We start from the raw sequence: 21,239 nt of genomic DNA on the forward strand, positions 1-21,239 counted from the left end.
GAAAAGCTAGAAGCTGGCAGCTCGCAGCTTGCAGCTTTTAAAAAATATGTTTCCCTACCTCATCAAGAAATTAATGTACGGCCTGCTTGTTTTGTTTGGTGTGGTTATATTGGTTTTCTTTTTATTCCAGGGATTTGGAGATCCGGCAAGATTAATCGTTGGGCAAACGGGCGACAGTGCTACGATGAGTAACATCAGGAAAGATTTGTATCTCGACCAGCCGAAGTGGAAGCAATTTGCACTTTACCTTAATGATGTCTCTCCGCTTAGCATACATACGAAACAAGATATCGACAACAAGAAGCTAAAGGGAATTTTTATTGGCGGCGATACGAAGTTGGGTATAAAAGTGCCGTATCTCAGGCGTTCGTACCAAAGTAAAAGAGATGTGTCACAAGTATTGCTCGATGCGCTACCCGGCACTATGCTGCTTGCCTTTTCTGCTATGCTGATTGCTACAATCATTGGTATATTGCTTGGAGTGCTGGCAGCGGTAAAGCAAAATACCTGGTGGGACACCTCTGCTATTTTTGCCAGCGTCTTAGGTATTTCCGCACCTTCATTTTTCATGGGTATTGTTATAGCCTATGTTTTTGGGTTTCTTCTTAGCCCGTATACCGGCCTCAACATGACCGGTAGTCTTTACAACATTGACCCGTTTAAAGGACGAGAATTACAATTGCAAAACCTAGTTCTTCCAGCCATAACGCTTGGCATACGACCACTTGCAATTATTACCCAGCTTACAAGAAGTGCCATGTTAGATGTTCTTGACCAGGACTTTATCCGCACTGCCTATGCGAAAGGACTAAGCAGGAGAGTGGTAATATTCAGGCATGCTTTACGAAATGCACTTAACCCGGTCATCACAGCAATCACGGGTTGGTTTGCAGAACTACTTGCCGGCGCTTTCTTTGTAGAATATATTTTTGGTTGGAAGGGAATTGGAAAAATTACAGTGGATGCCCTTGAAAAATTAGATTTTCCTGTAGTAATGGGAAGCGTACTAATTACTGCCACCTTTTTTATTGCCATAAACCTTTTGGCAGACTTGCTTTATGCGATTGTTGATCCAAGAATCAGGGCTAAATAAATAGAGCTTATATGGAGGACTTATTTCTGCAGGACATTTATATCTACCCTATTAAATCACTAGGTGGTATTTCTTTGACGCAGGCAGAAGTGCTGCCAACAGGGCTTCAATACGACCGACGGTGGATGCTCACTGATGAGAAGGGGAATTTTTTATCTCAAAGAGCTTTTGCCGAAATGGCTATGCTTCAGGTTAGCATTACATCAGATGGTTTACTAGTAAGTCATAAGAAGAGGAAACTCCAGCCACTTACCCTTCCCTTCGATAAGCATACGGGAAAGGAAGTGACAGTAAAAATTTGGGATGATGTATGTACTGCGTTAGAAGTTGGGATGGATGCGAACCGCTGGTTTTCCGAAGCTCTTGGTATGACTGCCCGCCTTGTATATATGCCCGATACTACCCGAAGACTTGTTGATAATCATTATGCATCTAACAATGAGATAGTAAGTTTTGCTGATGCCTATCCACTACTAATGATCGGTCAGTCTTCGCTGGACGATCTGAATAAGAGACTTGAAATTCCGGTTTTGATGAACCGTTTCAGACCTAACCTCGTTTTTTGTGGAGCGCAACCCTATGCAGAAGATTTATTTAAAGAGTTCAGGGTGGGAGAGGTTGCTTTCGCTGCTGTTAAGCCCTGTGCCCGATGTGTATTAACAACTGTAAACCAGGAAGACGGTGTCAAAGGGCAAGAGCCTTTAAAGACACTTGCTAGCTTTAGAACTTTTAACAACAAAATTCTCTTTGGTCAAAATTTGCTTCCAAGAAATTTAGGGCTGATAAAAACAGGCGATAATGTTGAAATTTTATCTACTTCTATTGAAACTTAGAATATTTTTGCTCTAATTATTTAACAACACATTAAAAAAACGGCGTAATTGTTTGTAGGAATATGAATGTGTCAATTAAAAATCCAGGTAACATTATGAGAAAAAAATTTTTACTCCTCTCTTTCCCTCTTTTATTAGCGATGCCGCCTATAACTACTTTGGCTGCTACAACTTCCAAAGAGATTACAGAAGCTGCTTCTGCTGTTAGCCCTGAGCCTGCAATTGGTAGTATCCAGGAAGCGTTGAAGGAGTTTAACAGCCTTTCAAGGCGAGAGAAGAAAAGTCGCTTTAAAGAAATGAAAAAAGCGATTAAGGAATTTAAAGAACAAAAAAAGGCGGGAAGCGATGTTAGTACCAACACACTTTTACTGGTACTGCTTGCGCTATTTATTCCACCTTTAGCCGTGTATCTGCATGAGGGTGAAACCAACAATCGGTTTTGGATCTCAGTATTGCTAACAATACTTGGTCTTGTGCTATTTAATTTTGGAGGAATATTGTTCTTAGGAACATTGCCTGCTATTATATATGCGCTGATCGTTATTCTGGGTAGTTAGATCTGTAAAACTTACACATAAAAAAGAACCTCCAGCTGGAGGTTCTTTTTTTATATTGATTTTTTATTTCGATTAAAACTCTTGATTATAACAAATCCATTCCCTTAGCAAAATAGGTAAAATTAAATGGAAGCACTACCCAAAAGAATTTTGGTGCAAATAGACAGAAGATAACCAACACGATAAGCGAAATGACGAAATACAGCCAATATTTTCCGGTAGATTTTGTTGTTTCCATTTGTTTGAAGTTTTAGCAAAATTAAGGGGCGGCTTAATACCGACAATAAGAATTTCAGTAAACTTAAAAACTTATACTATCAGGTTCAATAGCATCACGCCGATCAATCCCACCACTGCAATGATTGTTTCCATCATTGTCCATGAACGCAAAGTATCCTTGATGCTAAGGTTGAAGTATTCTTTGAACAACCAAAAGCCGGAGTCGTTCACATGCGAACACGCCAGGCTACCGGCACCAATTGAAAGTACCATCAAGTTAGGATTAACATGAGCCTGGGCAATAACAGGCGCAAGGATACCGGCGGTAGTCAGGCCTGCAACAGTAGCCGACCCTACACAGATCCGAATGATTGCCGCAATCAACCAAGCAAGCAAAAGCGGGTGAATGCTCACGTTGTTCAGCTGTCCCGCAATTTGCTGACTGATGCCACTATCTGTTAGCACCTGTTTCAACCCGCCGGCACTTCCGATAATTAGTAATATGCCTGCAACATCTTTTACCGAGTCTGCATACGTTGCCATCAGATCCTTCATCTTTTTTCCTTGCTGAATGCCGATCTTATAGGTGGCAAATGCAAGGGCAATCAACATCACCGTACCGGGTTCGGAAATGAAAGCAAATATCTGCTGAAGTTGAGGTGGTAGCTCTACAAGGTGAGGAATAAGCGTGGTCACCATTAAGAGAATAACTGGTAAGAGAGCCGATATAAAACTGTTGGCAGTACTTGGAAGCTGGTCATCAGTAAGCGTGTGCGGTTGGAAAGTTTGTAAAGGAACGGAATGAATATTTTTTAAAGCTCTCGAATATATGGGTCCCGCAATGATGATCGCCGGAACAGATAGGATTAATCCGTATAGAAGCGTAAATCCCATGTTGGCGTTGAACTGAACAACAAGCGCAGTGGGTGACGGATGCGGCGGTAAAAACCCAAAAGTGACCGACAAGGCCGCAAGCATTGGCAGGCCAATATATACTGCAGGCAGCTTGTATTGATAAACCACTGAAAAGATCAGAGGCACGACCAATACAAATCCCACTCCGTAGAACAACGGGATACCTATTATAAACCCGGTAACTACGAGAGCCCATTGAATATATTTTGTTCCAAAAGACTTCATCATCACTGCTGCTATCTTTTGTGCAGCACCGCTGTCTGCTACCAGCTTTCCCAGCATTGCCCCTAAGACAATAATGATAACCAGTGAGCCAAGCGTATCTCCGATGCCTTTCTGCACAGAAGCCATTATCTTATTAAAGGGAATACCAAGAAATAAACCGGCAGTAATTGAAACAACCAAAAAAGCGAGAAACGGGTTGATCTTGCCCCAGGAGATTAATAGAATAAGTCCCGCAATACAAAAGAAAATAATGATGAATGACATGCGTTAGTTTGTAAACGAAAGATATATGTTGTTTTGTAAAAAGCAGGAAAATAGTTAAGAACTACGAGGTTAGAATTACCGCCCATTTTTGAATTTATAAACTCTTTACCTCTTTTGTTATTCCTTTGTAAAAACCATTTAAGCAATGAAGATTTTGCAAGCAGAGCTTACAGATGTTGCTGCCATTTGTGCACTTGTAAACAGCGCTTACCGCGGTGATACTTCACGTAAGGGATGGACAACTGAAGCCGATTTATTAGATGGAATACGCATAGATGAGCAGATGCTTGAAGATTATATAGAACATAAAAACTCCTGTATTTTAAAATGTGTTGATGATGCAAATGCAATCATTGGGTGTGTGTATCTGAAACAGGAGCGCGAGCATTTGTATCTGGGCATGCTAACGGTTTTACCTGAATTACAAGCAAAAGGCATTGGCAAATTGTTGCTACGGGCTTCGGAAGAACGGGCAAGACAAAAAGGATGCAAAAGCATTGTAATGACTGTTATTACCAGTCGAACAGAGTTGATAGAATGGTACAAACGACATGGCTACAAAGAAACAGGTGAAAAGCAACCTTTTCCTAAAAGCGAGCGATTCGGTAAGCCAAAGCAGCCGCTTGAATTTTTGGTTATGGAAAAAAGTTTGTAGGCAGATCATTCCACCATATTTTATCAGAGATTATGATAGACTTTACAAACAAAAACGTGTTAATAACAGGAGGTTCACGCGGGATAGGGCGTGCTTGTGCTAAGTTGTTTTCAGAACTCAACGCCAATGTAATCTTCACTTATAAGTCTAACCACGAAGAAGCTGAGAAGACTTTGGCGATGTTGAACGACAAGCAAAACCATAGTATGTACCAGTTGGATATAACTAAGCCTGAGGCGATAGAGGAATTCTTTCGAGAGGTGGTTGACAAGTATCAGCGAATAGATATTTTGGTGAATAACGCTGGGGTGTATGTCGAGCATAAGATTAATGAAGTTTCTTATTTGGAATGGCAACAAAAATGGAGCGAGACACTGACTACAAACTTAATCGGCGTGAGCAACCTTTGTTATTTTGCCAGCCGGCACATGTCTGCACAAAAGCAAGGAAAGATTGTAAATATTTCTTCGCGCGGAGCTTTTCGTGGAGAACCTGATCATCCCGCCTATGCAGTTAGCAAAGCAGGACTGAACGCAATGAGTCAATCGCTGGCAGTTGCCCTAGGAAAGCATAACGTGATTGTCGGAGTAATCGCACCGGGTTTTGTAGAAACTGATATGGCAGCACCATATCTCGAAAGTGAGGCAGGCGACCTTGTCAAAAAACAGAGTCCGCTTAATCGTGTGGCAACGCCTGAAGAAGTAGCGAGAATTGTAGCTGTTTTTGCAAGCGACGGGCTAGAGTTTATGACCGGTGGAATAGTCGATTTGAATGGAGCTTCTTATTTGCGGAGTTAGTGCTGTTGCCGTTGCCAGATACTAGTTTCCCGTTACCAGATACTAGTTTGCGGTGAAGTGGTAGTAGCCTCGATTTTTATCTTCTTATTTTAATAATCCAGCAACTGTTTTTCATAGCACCAACGTTGCGACGCTCCGTTAAACTGTTGGAATTTTTAAAGCAGCATTTATCGAATTGTAGATTTTTATTGTAAAAACCTTGGTACCTCCGCGGAGAAATCAATAAATCTGTAAAGGTCATTTATATTGTTTTAAAGCAATTCCCTTCTGTCAACCGTCATCTTACAACTGTCATCCAACATCGTCATCCAACATCTGCCAACCCTACTGTATTACCACTTCTTTTATCACCTTTTCTCCTAGAGCTTCATTAACCCTTTCAATAATTTTTTCTTTCTGGTACATTAATTCCTGCTTAAGGGGACCGACGTTGGTGCGAATGAAAAGTGTATGGTTGATGATTTGAATTTTATCAGTGTACTTGGCGATCGTCTTACCCATCATTGTTTCCCAAATCTGTTCAATTTGTAAAGCCTGGATACCACTGTTTAATCGGCTCTTTTTTAGAAAAGCTTTTATTGCGTCACCTATCGAAATTTCAGACATGAGGTAAAGGTAAAAATGAAAAATGAGCGAATAGGAAAGTGTGGATAATGAACAGGCAAACTAATATCGGAACTTCCTCATTCTATTATAAAAATTGTTTTAACCATTGCTTTGCTTCCTTGTCGTCCGTAAAGTTTTTCATGGGTATTGGCGGCGCTTTGAACTTAAACAAAATAGTCATGATGAAAGATGCAAGACCGGGCTTTGAAACCATCGCCATTGCAGTATAGATTTGCGGTAATTGCTGAGAAGCAAACTTCTGTGTCTCCTTGTCAGGAATGGGAGAATTCGATAGATATATTAGAAGCGGAACTTTTTTATTGTTGGTGATACTTTTAACCAAAGCCACATTGCCTGTAATGTTTTCGACGGTTCTTTTAGGGCTCTTGGATAGTGAGACCAGGACGCCGTCATCGAGCCAGTAGTCCGCTATTTCGCCCTTGAATATTTCCCTGTCTGTAGGTGGAGTTATTATTTTCATTTCAAGCTTTTACTGTCAATTTCATTAAAAGTAAGTAAATAGACTACGAGACATTGGAAAGCAGGTCTTGTGCATCAAGGGCTGAAAGTTTTAGAAAAATAAGCTCTTCCTCCGAAGGAGACATAGGAGCAACTTGTTCTTTAAAATTAAACTTCTTTAGAAGCCGAATAGACGGTTCGTTCAGCTTGTGTGTGAAAGCTTCAATGGCCGTTAGTTGCAAAGTTTGAAATCCAAATTGTATCACTTTCGCCAGCGCTTCCTGCATTATTCCTTTTGAATGGAATGCCGGCATTAGTTCAAATCCAATCTCTGCTTTCCTATCTGTAGGCTGCTCGTTGAAATAGCAGATTGTTCCAATTAGTTTGTCACTGTTCTTCATCGTAATAGCCCAGTATTTTGCGTCATTCTTCACAACTGCCTCAGTAATTTTTTGAATAAATCCGCGTGCATCTTCCAAAGATTTACATGGCTCTCTGTCGAGATATTTGTTGACCTGCTCGTTAGACCGCAGCGCAAATATTTCTTTCTCATCTGCGATGGAAAGGGCTCTTAAAATCAAACGGTCAGTAGTTAATGTTGGAAAGGTTGTAAAAATAGTAGGCTCCATTTAGTCGATCTCGCATTTAATTTTTTGCCAATTCAGGTACTTTTTGATTTCCTGGATTCTTTAATACCGGTGCTCTATAATAGCTGTGAGCCATAAAGGAAAGGGGAATACCAATGCAAACAATTAAAATAGCCGCATTGATGATTGAGTTGACAAGATTAAACGGTCTGTTAGGTATATTAGATAAAGGAATGACAACGAGGTTCATAATTGACCAGGCAAAAAGCCCATAAACAATTCCGGTTAGAATTTTATGTTTTGATAGAAATTTCAGTCTGGGAAACAGCCAGAAGAAAAAAGCGGTAAATGAAAATGCAATGATATAATGGAAAATAAGGCCGGCGATAATCATTGTGCTTCCGCCGGTGGAAGCGGTTTTGCCAAAAACACCACTTGCTACAAATTTCAAAACGTTCAACGGGTTTGATCCGCCGGTTTTTAGATAATAATACAAGCAGGCTGAAAAGATGTCCAGGGTTCCTACAATCAATCCTGCTTTTATTATTTGGGTAGATAACCGGCTCATAAAAATTAATTATTGTAAAGCAAATTCCGACACTGCACTCCAGGTTAAATATAAGTAAAGCCTGAGGCAAACTCAAGGGCACTTTTACGATAAGACATGCCGGCTTTTAGATTATTTACAAATCACTTTCTAAAAAGGTGAAAAGTAGATGGAAGCTTTAGCTGATAAAATAGCTGGACGAAATAAGAAAAGCACAAGTGAGTGACACAACTATGTTGAGTAAAGTTTCAATGCCGGTTCAATAAAAAAACTAAAAGCGATTATGTCTGTATCATTATTTTTGACCCAATGATTATTGCCTTACAAACTCCTTCCGAAAAGTTGTTCCTGGTTTTTATCGCATTCCTCTTTGCTTCGTGTAGTGTTTTTAAGGGGACGCAAAAGGCGGGTCAAACCTTCACCAACCCTCTCTTGCCTCGTGGTGCTGATCCGTGGAATATTTATAAAGATGGCTATTACTACTACACCCAGACAATGGGTAACCGGATAGAAATCTGGAAAACAAAAAACATTTCAGAGTTAAGTACAGCGCCGCATAAAACTGTTTGGACGCCGCCGAAAGGCACGGCATGGTCAAGAAATTTATGGGCGCCCGAAATTCATTTTATCGATAACAAGTGGTATGCCTATTTTGCTGCAGACGATGGAAGAAACGTCAATCACCGGCTGTACGTGATAGAAAATAGTTCAAAGGATCCTTTGGAAGGTGAGTGGACTTTTAAGGGAAAAATTTCTGACAGCACCAACCGATGGGCGATTGACGGTTCTGTGTTCGAGCATAAAAAACAATGGTACATGACCTGGGCAGGGTGGGAGGCGCATAAGAACGGATCGCAGGATATTTACATCGCCAGGATGTCTAATCCCTGGACGATAGACGGTCCGCGGGTGCGCATTTCTGCACCTACTTTCGATTGGGAAAAATATGGAGACCTGATAGCAGACTCGGCTTCAGACAATCCACCGCACGTGGATGTGAACGAAGGGCCCGAAATCTTAAAGCACAAAGACAAACTTTTTTTGGTGTATTCGGCTAGTGCATGCTGGACAGATTATTACGGGTTGGGGATGCTGACTTTCACAGGGAAGGACGACAACCTACTCGACTCAGCTTCGTGGAGAAAATCACCCGCTTCGGTCTTTAAACAATCGTCTTTGAACAGTGTGTACGCTCCCGGCCACAATTCTTTTTTCAAATCTCCTAATGGCAAAGAGGACTGGATTTTGTACCACGCTAATCGTGCTCCCAACATGGGCTGTGGAGGAAACCGATCACCAAGAGCGCAAAAATTTACATGGAACAAAGACGGCACCCCTAATTTTGGTGAGCCTGTAAAGGAAGGCGTGCCTCTTCGCGTTCCACAATAGTTATAAATTATATAGTAAAACCGCTACCTATGAAAAAAGTAAAATATTACATGGTATTGCTAACAGCAGCAGTGTTCGCCATGTCGTCTGTATCGTCGCAAAGGCTTATTCTTCCAGGCGATTTTCCTGATCCGTCTATCATTAAAATTGGTGATACTTATTGGGCCAGCGCCACTACTTCTAACTGGATGCCCGCTTATCCCATTCTAAAATCTGCTGACATGGTTCATTGGACAACGGAGGGCTATATCTTCAATAAGTTGCCTGACTGGGCCGACTATTATTTTTGGGCCCCGGAGATAACCTACGAAAACGGGAAGGTGTACGTGTATTATGCTGCGCACAAGAAGGGCGGAAATTTGTGTCTTGGTATTGCCACGGCTGATAAACCAGAAGGACCGTACAAAGACTTAGGCCCAATGATGTGCGAGGCGGCAGGATCTATAGATGCGTTTCCTATGCGTGATGAGAACGGGAAGTTGTACCTGATCTGGAAGGAAGATGGAAACAGTGTAAAGCAACCAACGCCTATTTGGGCAATGGAAATGAAGGAAGACAGAACAGGTCTGATTGGTGAAAAACATGAATTATTTAGAAATAAAGTTGCCTGGGAAGAGAACCTCGTAGAGGGAGTGTCGATGATGAAGCACGGGGGATACTTTTACGCGTTCTATGCAGCTGCTGGCTGCTGCGGGGTTGGCTGCAACTATATTGTCGGTATTGCCCGGTCAAAGAATCTGTTAGGTCCATGGGAAAAAGATCCCGCTAACCCGGTTTTAAAAAACAACGAGCAATGGATATGTCCTGGTCATGGTACCCCTATTGAAAAAGATGGCAGGTATTACTTCCTGCATCATGCTTATGATAAAAAGACGAACGCATTTACAGGCAGGCAAGGTTTGCTGAGCGAGTTTAGGTTTACGCCGGACGGTTGGGTAAAGTTTGTAAACGTGCCCGAACCAATTGCTAAGACCGCGCCTATCATCGACGAGTTTACTGATCGTTCGTTATCTGTAAACTGGCAGTGGAGCGTGTTTCAGAAAGACATCAAATACAAGGTAAAAAAGGGCCAGCTTCAGTTGAACGCAGCCAATGTTTCTGCCGGGGCTTTTCTAGGCCAGAAGATTTATACAGGCGATTTTACCGCAACAGCTAACTTGGTTAAAAAAGGTTCAAAGTCGGCTGCAGGTATTGCAGCAATTGGAGACGATAAAAATACTTTGAGCCTGCTGTATGTAAAAGACTCGGTGCAGCTTGTGAAGCTAAAGGACGATACAACAACGGTACTGGCTTCTATGCCCGTAAAGCCAAAGCAACAAGTGAGCTTTAAAATGCAGTCATCCGGCGGGCGATATTACACTTTCTCTTTTGCAACTGATGGTGGCGCTTTTACCACCATTAATTCCAAACCTATAGACGGTCTTTTTCTGCCTCCCTGGGATAGGGCTGTTCGTGCAGGCCTTGTTTCAAAGGGAAGTGGCAAAGCAAAATTCGAGTCTTTCCAAATGATGAGCGAGTAGGTTAGACTATTTAAAATACTAATTTGATTTTTTGTTTGCTGGCTGTTGTAACGCTATGAATCATCGTTGCGTCGCACTCTTGTACTATTGATAAAATACGTAGCGAATCTGCAAAACGCGAAAATGAGTCGCAAGGCTTTAATAATATAGCCGTCCATGTAGCGATGGTATCATCGAGCTATTTCCCTTTCCTCCTGTATTGCTATAATGATTTACTTTGTCGCTGATCTTAATCTTATTGAATGAGTTACAATTATTTACCACTCGACAGAAAATGGCTGAGCTTTCAACAGGTAAAAAACCTATTGGATTATGATCAGTTAGTCTCTATAACTTTCGATGCGCACGAAAGAATATTAAAGAGCCATGAGTACATCCAAAGTATTTCGGTGGGAGAGAATAATGAGGTTTCGTCTACCAATATCGAAAATGTACAAAAAGGTGTAATTGAAAGTGATGTAATTGGATCAGGTGAGGAGGTGGCCATCGATATAGTAAAGCTGTTACTCATGCTTAAAATTAAATCACTCAGCCATGGCCAGAGCGGGGTGCAAATTGAAACTGTGAAGCGGTTGATGGAAATGTATAATAATAGCGTTTTTCCGGTTGTATATGTTGATGTAGATGGAGCACAAAAAGAAAGCAATCCTTTACTGAGCCAACTACTGATGACATTGGTCGGCAGAGGCGAGGTTTACTACAAAGGACGAAAACAATTGGCTTCATCTGTTTTCGACGAACTAAACTGGCAGCCCTTAAAATTGCAAACGGGAGAAACGTCTGCGCTAACAACGGGAACGCATTTTATCAGCGCTCATGCTTTATATGTGTTAAAGAAATCCGAGCTGCTATTAAAATTTGCAGATATAATAGCAGCTGTATCATTGAATGTAATTAGTTTTTCGACCAATAGTTTAAATGAAAAAATTAACACGGCACAACGTCACAAGGGACAGGCGGATACAGCCAAGGCGCTCAACAAATATTTGAAAGGGAGTGGGAATCTCATAGCAAAAGAGCAGAAGTCGAATGATGCTGATTTAGCTAACTTAACTATCGGGATTCATGGAGCGGCAAAGGACAGCTTTGAATATATTTTAGATGTTTTTCTAAAAGAGATAAATTCTGTAACCGAAGAACGATCCATTTTTTCACATGAAGGGTTGGTTGTAAACGGTGTTCATTCTCATCCTCAGCCTTTGATGCTTGCGCTTGATTATCTCGTTATCGCCCTAACTGGCGTAGCTAACTTATCTGTAGCTAAAATCGAACAGTTAGCGGGCGTCGAAAGCAGTCCATTGTCAGCCGTATTCCTTGCAAATATTTTGTCCAGGGCTACCGAAATATCCAGTGAAAACAGAAAACTTTCTGCCCCCTCGTCTGTTAATTTTACGTTAGCAAGTGACATAAAAAGTGGAGTAGTTTACCAGGTAGATGGCTGTAAGAAATGCTTAAAGGCTGTAGACAACCTTGAAAAGATTCTTGCTATAGAATTGGTGGCTGCAACACGTACCCGGGAATTTGAAGGATTAGATCGGACGCTTCCAGCTTTAAACGTTTTCACGAAAAGTTTTAGGGAACAGGTTTCATTGACAGAAGAAGAGGCTGGGGCAAATAACAACCTGACAAAAGCAATCCAGTTCTTACGCTCATTTAATGTATCGCTTGTATCATAGTCCATTTATTCAATCTTTTAGTTTATGTCTGTTCAATTAATTGCCGATAGTGGTGCTACCAAATGCGAATGGCATTTAGTGAGTAATGGAATAGAGAAGACAATTTTTACTACCGGTATTAGCCCTTACTTCCTGCAGGAAGAAGAAATCGTAGAGCTTTTGAAAAAGGACTTGCTGCCGCACCTGGACAATATGGTGGTAAATGAAACTTATTACTATGGGACAGGTCTTGGTAACCCTAAAAATGTGGCTACTATAGTCAGCGCTTTGAAGGCACTGCTGCCCCAAAGCAGCGTTGAGGCAAACACAGACTTGTTAGCGGCTGCGCGGGCGTTGTGTGGTAATGACAGGGGGATCGCATGCATTCTCGGTACTGGTTCAAATTCCTGTTATTATGACGGCAAGGAGATTGACAAAAATATTGCAAGCCTTGGTTATGTCTTGGGCGATGAGGGAAGCGGTGCACACCTAGGTAAGAAAGTAATACAATATTACCTCTACAATACTTTTGACGAGGACTTAAGATTTAGGTTCGATGCCCAGTTCGTAACTACGTACATGGAGATACTTGAGAATGTGTACCAAAAACCCTTTCCTAATCGATACCTCGCGGGTTTTGCCTCTTTCCTTTCTGAAAACCGTGGACATTACATGGTTGAAAATATACTGGAAGACGGACTGAACGATTTTTTCTTCAACCACCTAAACAAGTATGGCGAAAGCTGGACCTCACCCATCAACTTTGTTGGCAGCGTCGCCTTCGGATTTAAAGATGTCTTGCAGGAACTTTGTAACACCTACCAGTTAGAGTTAGGCAAAGTTTTAAAAGCTCCGATGGACGGCTTGGTAAAATTTCATTCTCAATCTTCATTTGTGTGATAACGCTTCCGTTACGCTTCACGGCGTCGTTAATTTGTTCTGGCTCACGGTATTATTTCGCCCGAAGGTTTGAATGTTTTTCCCGCTTGTTCCTCTGAATTCGAAAACCTGAAGTGTGCGACGCAAGAATGTTTAATAGCGAGCAAAAGCTGGTAACATAATAGAAATTAACTTTGCGATACAACCTTTACTGAAGTTGTCATTTTTATCATCAAAGCTCTCCTTGAGTCTACATTATTATGCCAGATTTTATTAAAGTAACAGAACAATCGTCGAAGTACAGGCACCTTGAAAAAATGTCTGTCAAAGAACTTCTAACGAATATAAATAATGAAGACAAAACAGTTCCTGCTGCTGTAGAGAAAGCCATTCCGCAGATAGAAAAACTGGTAAGCATCATATCTGATCGTATGCTGGCTGGCGGAAGACTTTTCTACCTGGGAGCCGGAACAAGCGGCAGGCTTGCGATAGTGGATGCAAGTGAATGCCCTCCAACTTTTGGCGTTCCTCATGGATTGGTGATCGCATTAATTGCCGGCAACGAAAAGGCAATAACGCAGGCAGTGGAATTTGCAGAAGACGACCTGGAGGCAGGTTGGAACGATTTGCAAAAACATTTTGTCAGTGAGAAAGATGTGGTGGTCGGCCTGGCAGCAAGCGGTGCCACGCCTTATGTAGTAGGCGCATTGGAACAATGCAAAAAAAATGGCATAAAAACAGGCTGCATTGTTTGTAATCCCAATAGCCCGGTAGCTGCTACTTCAGAGTTTCCGGTAGAAGTGATTGTGGGGCCAGAGTTTATAACGGGTAGCACCCGGATGAAAAGTGGTACTGCTCAAAAGCTGGTGCTGAACATGATTTCGACATCGGTGATGATACAACTTGGCAGGGTAGAGGACAACAGGATGGTGAACATGCAACTGACAAATGCGAAGCTAGTGGACCGGGGTGTAAAGATGGTAATGGAGCAACTGAACCTTGATGACTACGATAAAGCGAAGCAACTTTTACTACAAAATGGCAGCGTAAAAAAAGCGGTAGAAACGCGGGAATAAATTTTTCTTGCCTTTTATATAGTTGTGCAATAGTTGTAACTTTAGAGTAAACTAAAAACATCTGTATGAAAAGAAGAATTTTACCCATTATTACCATTACTGCCGTTTTACTTTCTTCACAGTCTAATGCTCAAAAAAATACTGCATTTGCTGTTACAGCCGCCAATAAGGGAAGTTTTAACTGGAATGTAATCCGGGAAATTGATTTGTCGACAGGCGAAGTAATCAGAACGCTGTATGATCCCGCCATTAACAAAAATATCAGTTATAAAGCTGCAAAGGGATCTGACCTAAAGCCCAACACTACGGTTCACTCGGCAACCGGCGCCGGGGTTGCGGCTGCAGCTTTTGATGCCTTGCACAACCGCCTTTATTTTACCAGCATGCGAGGTGATGCTTTGCAATATTTTGATCTTAGCACAAACGATCTAAACGTTGTCGTCAACAATAATCCGGCTTTCAATACCGGCATAAAGCACAACGAGGGAAACGTAATTACCCGTATGGCTTTTGGTTCTGATGGATATGGATATGCTATCTCAAATGATGGTAAAGGTTTCATTCGTTTTACAACTGATGATAAGCCAACTGTGACCAACTTAGGTGAATTAACAGATGGTAGTAAAAACGGCAAAATAAGTATCCATAGCCAGGCTACGAGCTGGGGTGGTGATATGGTCGGTGATGCTTATGGAAATTTGTATCTCGTAACTTATCGCAACCATCTTTTCAAGATCAATCCTAATACAAGAGTTGCCGATTATTTAGGTCAGTTAAAAGGTATACCCGAGCAGTTCACCAGCAACGGTGCTGTCGTAGATGATGAAGGTGAATTAATTGTAAGTAGTGCAACGGTTACCGACAATTATTATAAGGTGAATATTTCAACGCTTGATGCTACACCTATCCAAAAGAAAGAAATGACTGTCTTCAATAGTTCAGATTTAGCGAACAAAAATTTGTTGTACCAGAAGAAGGGCCTAGCTAATGTATTTAATACCATCAAAGTAAATGATGCTCTAAGTGTTTTTCCTAACCCCGTTACAAACAAGGTCTTTAATGTGCAGTTTGATAAAGTTCCTTTAGGTAGATACAACATGCTTTTGACTGATGCTTCTGGTCGCGCAGTTCTATCAAAATCATTAATTATCGCAATGAAAGGTCAGGTTGAAAGAGTAGCTCTACCACGCACAGCAGGTGGCGGAACTTATTTTGTAAAATTGGTAGGCAGCGTTGACACTGCTGCCTTTAACCAGGAAATAGTGGTGCAGTAAGTTCAGGATATTTCTAAAGTAAGGGCCGCAAAAGCGGCCCTTTTTTTGTTTCATTTTTAAGGAATATTAGTTGTTTTTTTAAGAAAGGAAATAAACATTTGCAATAAGAAAAGAGGCGATAGATTTTATGCACGATATAGAACCATATTTTAACTGGAGGCACATGTACACCGCTGAAGAAGATGAGAAATCTCCTTTTTTTGGCCGTACATACAGTGAGTTCGAATATTCCCAATCGGTTTATAATTATTACATCCATCCCCAATGGGATGAGTTTGGCAGCAAGACTTTGTATTTGAAAGTTTTGTATGCTGACTATTCAGAGAACTTTGCAATCATTGAGTTAATCGGTGAATGGAACGACGCGATTGAGAATGATATAATGACACTGAAACGCGACGTTATAGATGAAATGTTCTTTGAACATATTACCAAGTTTATTTTGATAACTGAAAATGTGCTGAACTTCCATAGCGGTGATAAAGATTATTATGAAGAATGGTTCGAAGAGGTGACTGATGAAGGTGGATGGATTGTTGCCATCAACATGCCTGAGCAAACGCAGTACGATTTCAAAAGAAAAAAGCTTAACTATTTTATTGAACTGGTTAATATTCCAAATTGGAGGGTATACAAACCGCAACATTTATTTGATAAAATTGATACCGACATTAGCAACAGGATCGGTAATGTGTAAAGCCCCGACGCAGTAATTGTAGTAAAGGCAACTTTTTATCAAAAAATGTTGTCAATACTTTCTAAATAAGGGACTGATGAAAATTAAACTTTACACTTCTATATATATACTTGCTTGTCTTGCCATAGCTACTTCCTGCAACAAAAGAAATGACTACAACGGAAATGTGGAGGTTATAAAAGAGTGGAACTTTACACTTTCTTCTTTCAACGAAAATTATGCAACACCTGCAATTGAGACCAGTGCAACTTTTCACATGGTTGCCCTTGCTGATAACAGCATCAGGTACGATGTAAAAATAGACAGCGCAGATAGAATTGTAGCAGCAAGGATAAACTTAGGAGACCCACTAACAGAAGGCAGCTTACTGATCGATCTTCCTGTAAGAATTTATAGCACATATGCCAGCGGCGTACTGCCTGGTTTAAGGGCAGGCTTAATGGATACCTTACTTAATAATGACATAGAGAAGTATATAAACATTACATCCAACAAGGCGCCTTTAGGACTTGTTCGCGGACAGCTGAACTCAGAGTTGGTCTTATCAAAGAATGTAAGTTTATCGGGAAGCGCTGTTGTTCCTTCAGTAACGACCACTACCGCCGGCACTGCCTTTCTGCGGTTAACTGCTAACAATGTTTTGTATAGTAAAATCGTCCTTACTAATAACGATCCTTCCGATCCTGTTACGATGGCCACCATAAACCAGGGCGGCTCTGCAGCAAATGGTCCTGCAATCGTAACTCTGGCATCTACTCCGCAGGATATTGGGGTTGCAAAGAAAGCTAGCGTAAATTCTTCAGTTTCTACTGCTCTTTTAAATGGTAACACCTATGTTACTTTGAGTTCTGCTCTTAAGCCGGTAGGAAAATTAAGGGGACAAATAAAGTAGCCTATTTTCCCACTCGATACTTTCAACATTTTAACTGCAATATTTCCGTTTCACTATAAATGTAAAGGCGTAGCCTTTAGTGTTAGCGGGTACAAGAAGAAACATTTTTATTGTTATTTGGAATTTCTTTTCCAGCGAAGCGAGATGTTATAAAATTGATACATTTACTTCTTTATTTCTAAACCCAATACGGACTAGGTTTAGAAAGCTGCAAAACCAAATAACCATATGAAGTATTTCAAATTCTACAGTAAGCAGGAAATATTATCTATTACCAATACACGTCGGTTTGAAACTAAGTTAGGAGAGCGACTGTTGGTTATTTCAGACCCTAATAAACTGGAAGAGTCGCTAAAAGAATCCAAAGCCAAGTTTGTAGTTTTTGGTATTCCTGAGGATATAGGAGTCAGGGCGAATTTTGGTGTTGGGGGAACAGGAACAGCATGGCAGCCTTTCTTATCTTCTTTTGTCAATATTCAAAGCAATGATTTCCTTGAAGGAAGCGAGATAATATTACTTGGAAGGTTTGACTTTACCGAAATAGAAGCATTGATAGAAACCAATGCACACAACTTTGAAGAAAAGGTAGATGCTTATCGCCATGCGGTAAATGAAGTAGATGAAGCTGTTGAGCCGTTGGTTAAACTAATCACACAGTATAATAAAATTCCCATTGTTATTGGAGGAGGCCACAATAATGCTTACCCTCTCATCAAAGGCGCTGCAAAAGGATTGTACAAATCGGGTCTCATTCCACTGGCGTCAATAAATTGCATCAACCTCGATGCTCATGCTGATTTCAGGCCTTTAGAAGGTCGACATAGCGGCAATGCTTTTTCATACGCTGAGGAAGATGGATTTCTGCAGAAGTACTGCGTTATTGGCATTCACGAAAACTACCTAACCCAAAATATCTGGATGGATGTGGTGAATAATCCTTTCATAGACTTTATAACTTATGAGGACATTTTTATCCACGAGAAGAAAAATTTTCTGGAAGCAATTGCACACGCCACAACCTTTACAGAAGACAACTACACAGGTATTGAACTTGATTTAGATTGTATAGAAAATACACTAAGTAGTGCAGCTACACCAAGTGGAGTTGAGCCATTACATGCACGCCAATTTATATCTTACGCTTCTGCAGATAGCAAGACGGCGTACTTACACATTTGTGAGGGAGCCACGAGACTTTCTGATGGAAGAAGCAGCGAAACTACCGGCAAGCTGATCGCTTATCTTGTAAGTGATTTTTTAAAGGCAAAAGAGTGAAAAAAGCTTCAAGCGTTTAGCTATAAGCCGCAAGCTTGAGCTGCGAAGCGACGATAACAAGAAACGTTCTAGGCTTGTAGCTTGAAACTAGCAGCTTAAGTCTCGAGACTCTTATCCTGCTGCCTGTGTTTCCAGTTCCATTACTTTTTCGAAAAGCGATTCGTATTCTTTGTTTAAAGATTGCAACGTGTCGTGGGCTTTTCTATAGTCGTTCTCAACGAGTGCAAATTTCTTTTTGTCAGAATAATTTTCAGGGGCACCAAGCGCCTTTTCAAGCCTCGCTCTTTCATCTGAGGCTTTGCTTATTTCGGTTTCGAGAGCCATCAATCTTTTCTGTTGCTTCTGCAATTCCCTTTGCAACTCACGGTTAACAGGAGCATTACTGACAGCTTTTTCCTGCATTGGTGCTGCAGGTTTCGCTTCTTCTTTTTTTACACTTTCGGTTTTTGGTTTTCCGCCTTCACTTTTTTTATCCGCGTCAATTTTCGCCATTCGCTCGTTCCATTCAACCCATTCCTGGTAAGTGCCTTTAAATTCTTTGATCTTGTGATCAACGATTTCCCAGATCTTATTAGCAGTTTTAGAAATGAAAAAACGGTCGTGACTAACCAGGATATAACTACCGGGATATTTGTTTAGCGCTCCAGCCAATAACTCCACAGAGTGCATATCAAGGTGGTTGGTAGGTTCATCGAGCATTAAGAAGTTGGCTTTGCTTACAATTGTTTTTGCCAGGGCTACACGTGCCTTTTCACCTCCACTCAATACCTTAATTTTCTTTTCCACATCATCACCTCCAAACAAAAATCCACCTAGCAAGCTACGCAGTTCCATCTCAGTTTTCTGGCTTCCACATTCTTTCATTTCGTCAAGAATCGTGTTATTAAGGTTCAAAGCTTCTAACTGATGTTGAGCGTAAAAGCTTTCGTCTACATTGTGTCCCCACACCCTTTCTCCTTCAAAAGTTTCGGCTTCCGCCACTATCCGCAAAAGGGTAGATTTACCTTTACCATTCGCACCAATCAATGCAATCTTATCACCGCGGTCAATTTCGCCGGTAGCATTTTCGAGAATTACATTATCGCCAAATCTCTTGTTAATATGTTTTAAAGAAACCAACACGCGACCCGGTGTTTTATCCATTTGAAAGTTAATCCTGATGTCGGGACGCTCTAACTGCACATCCTCAACTACATCCAACTTATCAAGTCGCTTTTGCACACTTTGTGCTTGTGCAGCTTTACTTGCCTTAGCCTTAAAGCGCTCTATAAATCTTTCCTGCTGTCGAATGTAATCCTGCTGATTTTCATAGGCCCTTTGTTGCATGTCTATCCGGATATCTTTCTCCCGCTCGTAGTAATCGTAATTACCAGTGTAGATGTGTAACTGCCTTTGATATAATTCCACAATCTTATTCACCATTCGGTTAAGGAAAAACTTATCGTGACTGACAATAACGACGCTTCCCTTATAGTTCAACAAGTATTTTTCCAACCATTCGATCGACGGTAGGTCAAGGTGGTTAGTAGGTTCATCAAGCAATAAAACATCGGGAGCTTGTAAGATCATTTTAGCCAGCAGCACACGCATTCTCCAGCCTCCGCTGAACTGCTTATACGGTTTCTCGAGATCTTCGTTAGAAAAGCCAAGACCGTGTAAAACCTCTTCAGCTTTGTAGTGAACGTTGTATCCGTCCAACACGTCCATCTCATGTAGCGCGTCAGTATATTTTAATAAAATCTCTTCACTTTCCGGATTTGCTTCTAATTCTTTACCAAGTCTTTCAATATCTTTTTCGAGTTGTTGTACACGTTCAAATGCACCCAGTGCAACGCCTGTAATGCTTTCGTTTGTATCAAAGCTTAGCAAGTCCTGATGTAGGTAACCGATCGTCGTTTCACGTCCTTTTTCAACAGTTCCTGCTGATGGCGAATATTGACCAACTAATACTTTCAGCAAAGTAGATTTTCCGGTACCGTTGTATCCAATGAGACCAATGCGATCACCCGGTTGAATATGCCATGTTGCATCACTTACAATAACCCTTGCACCAAATTCGAACGTAACATTTTGAAGACCTAATAACATAATTACCCCAACCCGAAAAGGGTTTAAATTTTAAATTAATAAAAAAAGCTCCTCTTAATTTATTCCCGTTTTAACGGTTTTAAGGACGATTTGCAAAAGTATGGCAATGACTTTGGAAAGCAATTTCATTTACTTTTGTAAAAACGTTTTTTAACATGAGAAAATATATGGCGATTGCCGCCTTGGCTATCTTAACTTCCTGTGGTGGTTCTTCTGAAAATACTCCGGCCCAGGAAGCAAAAAAGGATGAGCCTTTAACCCAGACGAAAAACTCCTCTGATTTTAATGTAAAGTTTACTGACTTATTGAATAATTACTATCATTTAAAAGACGCTTTTGTATTATCAAATAGTGACATGGCTACTTCTTCTGCAAGTCTTTTGGTTACCAGTGCAGATGGGTTGAAATTGGATGAAGTGAAGGCTGACAGCAGTATAGTTGAGATGGCTAAAGGATATTTGCAGACTGTATCTTCTGAGGCGAAAGCGTTGGGGCAGGAGAAAGATATTGAAGCGAAGCGTAAATCATTTCAAATAATTAGCGATGCGATGTATGACCTTGTAAGAACGGTACGTTTTGACAAAGATGTAGTTTATCACCAGTTCTGCCCGATGGCTTTTAATGATGCCGGTGCCTATTGGTTAAGTGCAACAGCAGATGTTAAAAATCCTTATTTCGGTAGGAAGATGCTGACCTGCGGTGAGGTGAAAGACTCAATAGATTTTAGAGGGAAATAA

At 41.0% G+C, this 21,239-nt stretch carries 22 protein-coding genes; 15 read left to right on the forward strand and 7 right to left on the reverse strand.

Annotation, left to right across the window (positions count from 1 at the left end):
• Window positions 1-46: 46 nt before the first annotated feature.
• The 3 genes from SAE01_RS07140 (at window position 47) to SAE01_RS24775 (ending at window position 2,483) form a co-directional block, all read left to right on the forward strand.
• Complete coding sequence (locus tag SAE01_RS07140) at window positions 47-1,093, forward strand: ABC transporter permease (RefSeq protein ID WP_147202981.1); 1,047 nt, start codon at window positions 47-49, stop codon at window positions 1,091-1,093.
• An 11-nt stretch (window positions 1,094-1,104) separates the two neighbouring features.
• Window positions 1,105-1,926, forward strand: coding sequence for an MOSC domain-containing protein (locus SAE01_RS07145; RefSeq protein ID WP_147202982.1), 822 nt, complete (start codon window positions 1,105-1,107; stop codon window positions 1,924-1,926).
• Between the two features lie 95 nt (window positions 1,927-2,021).
• The gene (locus tag SAE01_RS24775; RefSeq protein WP_218029106.1) at window positions 2,022-2,483 is read left to right on the forward strand and encodes a YqaE/Pmp3 family membrane protein; all 462 of its coding nucleotides are present in this window, start codon (window positions 2,022-2,024) and stop codon (window positions 2,481-2,483) included.
• 85 nt (window positions 2,484-2,568) lie between these two features.
• Here SAE01_RS24775 and SAE01_RS24420 read toward each other — a convergent pair whose 3' ends face one another.
• Together SAE01_RS24420 and SAE01_RS07155 are read right to left on the reverse strand one after the other, a co-directional pair.
• On the reverse strand, window positions 2,569-2,721 hold the full coding sequence (locus SAE01_RS24420) for a hypothetical protein (RefSeq protein ID WP_170234101.1): 153 nt from the start codon (window positions 2,719-2,721) through the stop codon (window positions 2,569-2,571).
• A 71-nt stretch (window positions 2,722-2,792) separates the two neighbouring features.
• A complete protein-coding gene (locus SAE01_RS07155; protein WP_147202983.1) occupies window positions 2,793-4,106 on the reverse strand; it encodes a gluconate:H+ symporter in 1,314 nt (437 codons plus the stop codon).
• Window positions 4,107-4,251: 145 nt separating this feature from the next.
• Between SAE01_RS07155 and SAE01_RS07160 the strand changes: the two genes are divergently transcribed.
• Window positions 4,252-4,761, forward strand: coding sequence for a GNAT family N-acetyltransferase (locus tag SAE01_RS07160; RefSeq protein WP_147202984.1), 510 nt, complete (start codon window positions 4,252-4,254; stop codon window positions 4,759-4,761).
• A gap of 32 nt (window positions 4,762-4,793) precedes the next feature.
• Window positions 4,794-5,558: an SDR family NAD(P)-dependent oxidoreductase gene (locus tag SAE01_RS07165; RefSeq protein ID WP_147202985.1), complete on the forward strand. Its 765-nt coding sequence runs from the start codon at window positions 4,794-4,796 to the stop codon at window positions 5,556-5,558.
• A gap of 324 nt (window positions 5,559-5,882) precedes the next feature.
• Here SAE01_RS07165 and SAE01_RS07170 read toward each other — a convergent pair whose 3' ends face one another.
• The 4 genes from SAE01_RS07170 to SAE01_RS07185 form a co-directional block, all read right to left on the reverse strand.
• Window positions 5,883-6,164, reverse strand: a complete 282-nt coding sequence (locus SAE01_RS07170; protein ID WP_147202986.1) for a DciA family protein — start codon at window positions 6,162-6,164, stop codon at window positions 5,883-5,885.
• An 85-nt stretch (window positions 6,165-6,249) separates the two neighbouring features.
• Window positions 6,250-6,645: a DUF7793 family protein gene (locus tag SAE01_RS07175; protein WP_246113179.1), complete on the reverse strand. Its 396-nt coding sequence runs from the start codon at window positions 6,643-6,645 to the stop codon at window positions 6,250-6,252.
• Window positions 6,646-6,688: 43 nt separating this feature from the next.
• Window positions 6,689-7,252 carry a GNAT family N-acetyltransferase gene (locus SAE01_RS07180; RefSeq protein WP_147202987.1) on the reverse strand — a complete coding sequence of 188 codons (564 nt, stop codon included), beginning with the start codon at window positions 7,250-7,252 and terminating at the stop codon, window positions 6,689-6,691.
• Between the two features lie 16 nt (window positions 7,253-7,268).
• Window positions 7,269-7,778 carry a hypothetical protein gene (locus SAE01_RS07185; RefSeq protein WP_147202988.1) on the reverse strand — a complete coding sequence of 170 codons (510 nt, stop codon included), beginning with the start codon at window positions 7,776-7,778 and terminating at the stop codon, window positions 7,269-7,271.
• A 288-nt stretch (window positions 7,779-8,066) separates the two neighbouring features.
• Between SAE01_RS07185 and SAE01_RS07190 the strand changes: the two genes are divergently transcribed.
• The 9 genes from SAE01_RS07190 to SAE01_RS07230 all read left to right on the forward strand — a co-directional run bounded on the left by SAE01_RS07190 (window position 8,067) and on the right by SAE01_RS07230 (window position 18,414).
• Window positions 8,067-9,146 carry a glycoside hydrolase family 43 protein gene (locus tag SAE01_RS07190; RefSeq protein WP_147202989.1) on the forward strand — a complete coding sequence of 360 codons (1,080 nt, stop codon included), beginning with the start codon at window positions 8,067-8,069 and terminating at the stop codon, window positions 9,144-9,146.
• Window positions 9,147-9,175: 29 nt separating this feature from the next.
• On the forward strand, window positions 9,176-10,666 hold the full coding sequence (locus SAE01_RS07195) for a family 43 glycosylhydrolase (protein WP_147202990.1): 1,491 nt from the start codon (window positions 9,176-9,178) through the stop codon (window positions 10,664-10,666).
• Window positions 10,667-10,908: 242 nt separating this feature from the next.
• Window positions 10,909-12,342, forward strand: a complete 1,434-nt coding sequence (locus SAE01_RS07200; protein WP_147202991.1) for an aromatic amino acid ammonia-lyase — start codon at window positions 10,909-10,911, stop codon at window positions 12,340-12,342.
• A gap of 24 nt (window positions 12,343-12,366) precedes the next feature.
• Window positions 12,367-13,221, forward strand: a complete 855-nt coding sequence (locus tag SAE01_RS07205) for an N-acetylglucosamine kinase (RefSeq protein WP_147202992.1) — start codon at window positions 12,367-12,369, stop codon at window positions 13,219-13,221.
• Window positions 13,222-13,460: 239 nt separating this feature from the next.
• Entirely contained in the window at window positions 13,461-14,276 is an 816-nt protein-coding gene (gene murQ / locus SAE01_RS07210; protein ID WP_147202993.1) for an N-acetylmuramic acid 6-phosphate etherase, read from the forward strand.
• A 65-nt stretch (window positions 14,277-14,341) separates the two neighbouring features.
• A complete protein-coding gene (locus SAE01_RS07215) occupies window positions 14,342-15,550 on the forward strand; it encodes a T9SS type A sorting domain-containing protein (RefSeq protein ID WP_147202994.1) in 1,209 nt (402 codons plus the stop codon).
• 127 nt (window positions 15,551-15,677) lie between these two features.
• Complete coding sequence (locus SAE01_RS07220; protein WP_147202995.1) at window positions 15,678-16,247, forward strand: hypothetical protein; 570 nt, start codon at window positions 15,678-15,680, stop codon at window positions 16,245-16,247.
• Window positions 16,248-16,323: 76 nt separating this feature from the next.
• Window positions 16,324-17,139, forward strand: a complete 816-nt coding sequence (locus SAE01_RS07225; RefSeq protein WP_147202996.1) for a CHRD domain-containing protein — start codon at window positions 16,324-16,326, stop codon at window positions 17,137-17,139.
• A gap of 228 nt (window positions 17,140-17,367) precedes the next feature.
• Entirely contained in the window at window positions 17,368-18,414 is a 1,047-nt protein-coding gene (locus SAE01_RS07230) for a formimidoylglutamase (protein WP_147202997.1), read from the forward strand.
• Window positions 18,415-18,525: 111 nt separating this feature from the next.
• On the opposite strand, the gene SAE01_RS07235 is transcribed toward SAE01_RS07230, so the two are convergent.
• On the reverse strand, window positions 18,526-20,502 hold the full coding sequence (locus tag SAE01_RS07235; protein WP_147202998.1) for an ABC-F family ATP-binding cassette domain-containing protein: 1,977 nt from the start codon (window positions 20,500-20,502) through the stop codon (window positions 18,526-18,528).
• A 155-nt stretch (window positions 20,503-20,657) separates the two neighbouring features.
• Between SAE01_RS07235 and SAE01_RS07240 the strand changes: the two genes are divergently transcribed.
• Window positions 20,658-21,239: a DUF3347 domain-containing protein gene (locus SAE01_RS07240; RefSeq protein WP_147202999.1), complete on the forward strand. Its 582-nt coding sequence runs from the start codon at window positions 20,658-20,660 to the stop codon at window positions 21,237-21,239.

The sequence above is a fragment of the Segetibacter aerophilus genome, assembly GCF_007991655.1.
Taxonomy (GTDB): Bacteria; Bacteroidota; Bacteroidia; order Chitinophagales; family Chitinophagaceae; genus Segetibacter; species Segetibacter aerophilus.

Excerpts from the sequence above, each read along its gene's own strand:
- SAE01_RS07155 (WP_147202983.1), bottom strand. The coding sequence starts at position 4,106 with ATGTCATTCATCATTATTTTCTTTTGTATTGCGGGACTTATTCTATTA.
- SAE01_RS07170 (WP_147202986.1), bottom strand. The coding sequence starts at position 6,164 with ATGTCTGAAATTTCGATAGGTGACGCAATAAAAGCTTTTCTAAAAAAG.
- SAE01_RS24420 (WP_170234101.1), bottom strand. The coding sequence starts at position 2,721 with ATGGAAACAACAAAATCTACCGGAAAATATTGGCTGTATTTCGTCATT.
- SAE01_RS07160 (WP_147202984.1), top strand. The coding sequence starts at position 4,252 with ATGAAGATTTTGCAAGCAGAGCTTACAGATGTTGCTGCCATTTGTGCA.
- SAE01_RS07235 (WP_147202998.1), bottom strand. The coding sequence starts at position 20,502 with ATGTTATTAGGTCTTCAAAATGTTACGTTCGAATTTGGTGCAAGGGTT.
- SAE01_RS07180 (WP_147202987.1), bottom strand. The coding sequence starts at position 7,252 with ATGGAGCCTACTATTTTTACAACCTTTCCAACATTAACTACTGACCGT.
- SAE01_RS07175 (WP_246113179.1), bottom strand. The coding sequence starts at position 6,645 with ATGAAAATAATAACTCCACCTACAGACAGGGAAATATTCAAGGGCGAA.
- SAE01_RS07230 (WP_147202997.1), top strand. The coding sequence starts at position 17,368 with ATGAAGTATTTCAAATTCTACAGTAAGCAGGAAATATTATCTATTACC.
- SAE01_RS07190 (WP_147202989.1), top strand. The coding sequence starts at position 8,067 with ATGATTATTGCCTTACAAACTCCTTCCGAAAAGTTGTTCCTGGTTTTT.
- SAE01_RS07215 (WP_147202994.1), top strand. The coding sequence starts at position 14,342 with ATGAAAAGAAGAATTTTACCCATTATTACCATTACTGCCGTTTTACTT.
- SAE01_RS24775 (WP_218029106.1), top strand. The coding sequence starts at position 2,022 with ATGAGAAAAAAATTTTTACTCCTCTCTTTCCCTCTTTTATTAGCGATG.
- SAE01_RS07200 (WP_147202991.1), top strand. The coding sequence starts at position 10,909 with ATGAGTTACAATTATTTACCACTCGACAGAAAATGGCTGAGCTTTCAA.
- SAE01_RS07240 (WP_147202999.1), top strand. The coding sequence starts at position 20,658 with ATGAGAAAATATATGGCGATTGCCGCCTTGGCTATCTTAACTTCCTGT.
- SAE01_RS07165 (WP_147202985.1), top strand. The coding sequence starts at position 4,794 with ATGATAGACTTTACAAACAAAAACGTGTTAATAACAGGAGGTTCACGC.
- SAE01_RS07220 (WP_147202995.1), top strand. The coding sequence starts at position 15,678 with ATGCACGATATAGAACCATATTTTAACTGGAGGCACATGTACACCGCT.
- SAE01_RS07225 (WP_147202996.1), top strand. The coding sequence starts at position 16,324 with ATGAAAATTAAACTTTACACTTCTATATATATACTTGCTTGTCTTGCC.
- SAE01_RS07145 (WP_147202982.1), top strand. The coding sequence starts at position 1,105 with ATGGAGGACTTATTTCTGCAGGACATTTATATCTACCCTATTAAATCA.
- SAE01_RS07185 (WP_147202988.1), bottom strand. The coding sequence starts at position 7,778 with ATGAGCCGGTTATCTACCCAAATAATAAAAGCAGGATTGATTGTAGGA.
- SAE01_RS07195 (WP_147202990.1), top strand. The coding sequence starts at position 9,176 with ATGAAAAAAGTAAAATATTACATGGTATTGCTAACAGCAGCAGTGTTC.
- SAE01_RS07205 (WP_147202992.1), top strand. The coding sequence starts at position 12,367 with ATGTCTGTTCAATTAATTGCCGATAGTGGTGCTACCAAATGCGAATGG.
- murQ (WP_147202993.1), top strand. The coding sequence starts at position 13,461 with ATGCCAGATTTTATTAAAGTAACAGAACAATCGTCGAAGTACAGGCAC.
- SAE01_RS07140 (WP_147202981.1), top strand. The coding sequence starts at position 47 with ATGTTTCCCTACCTCATCAAGAAATTAATGTACGGCCTGCTTGTTTTG.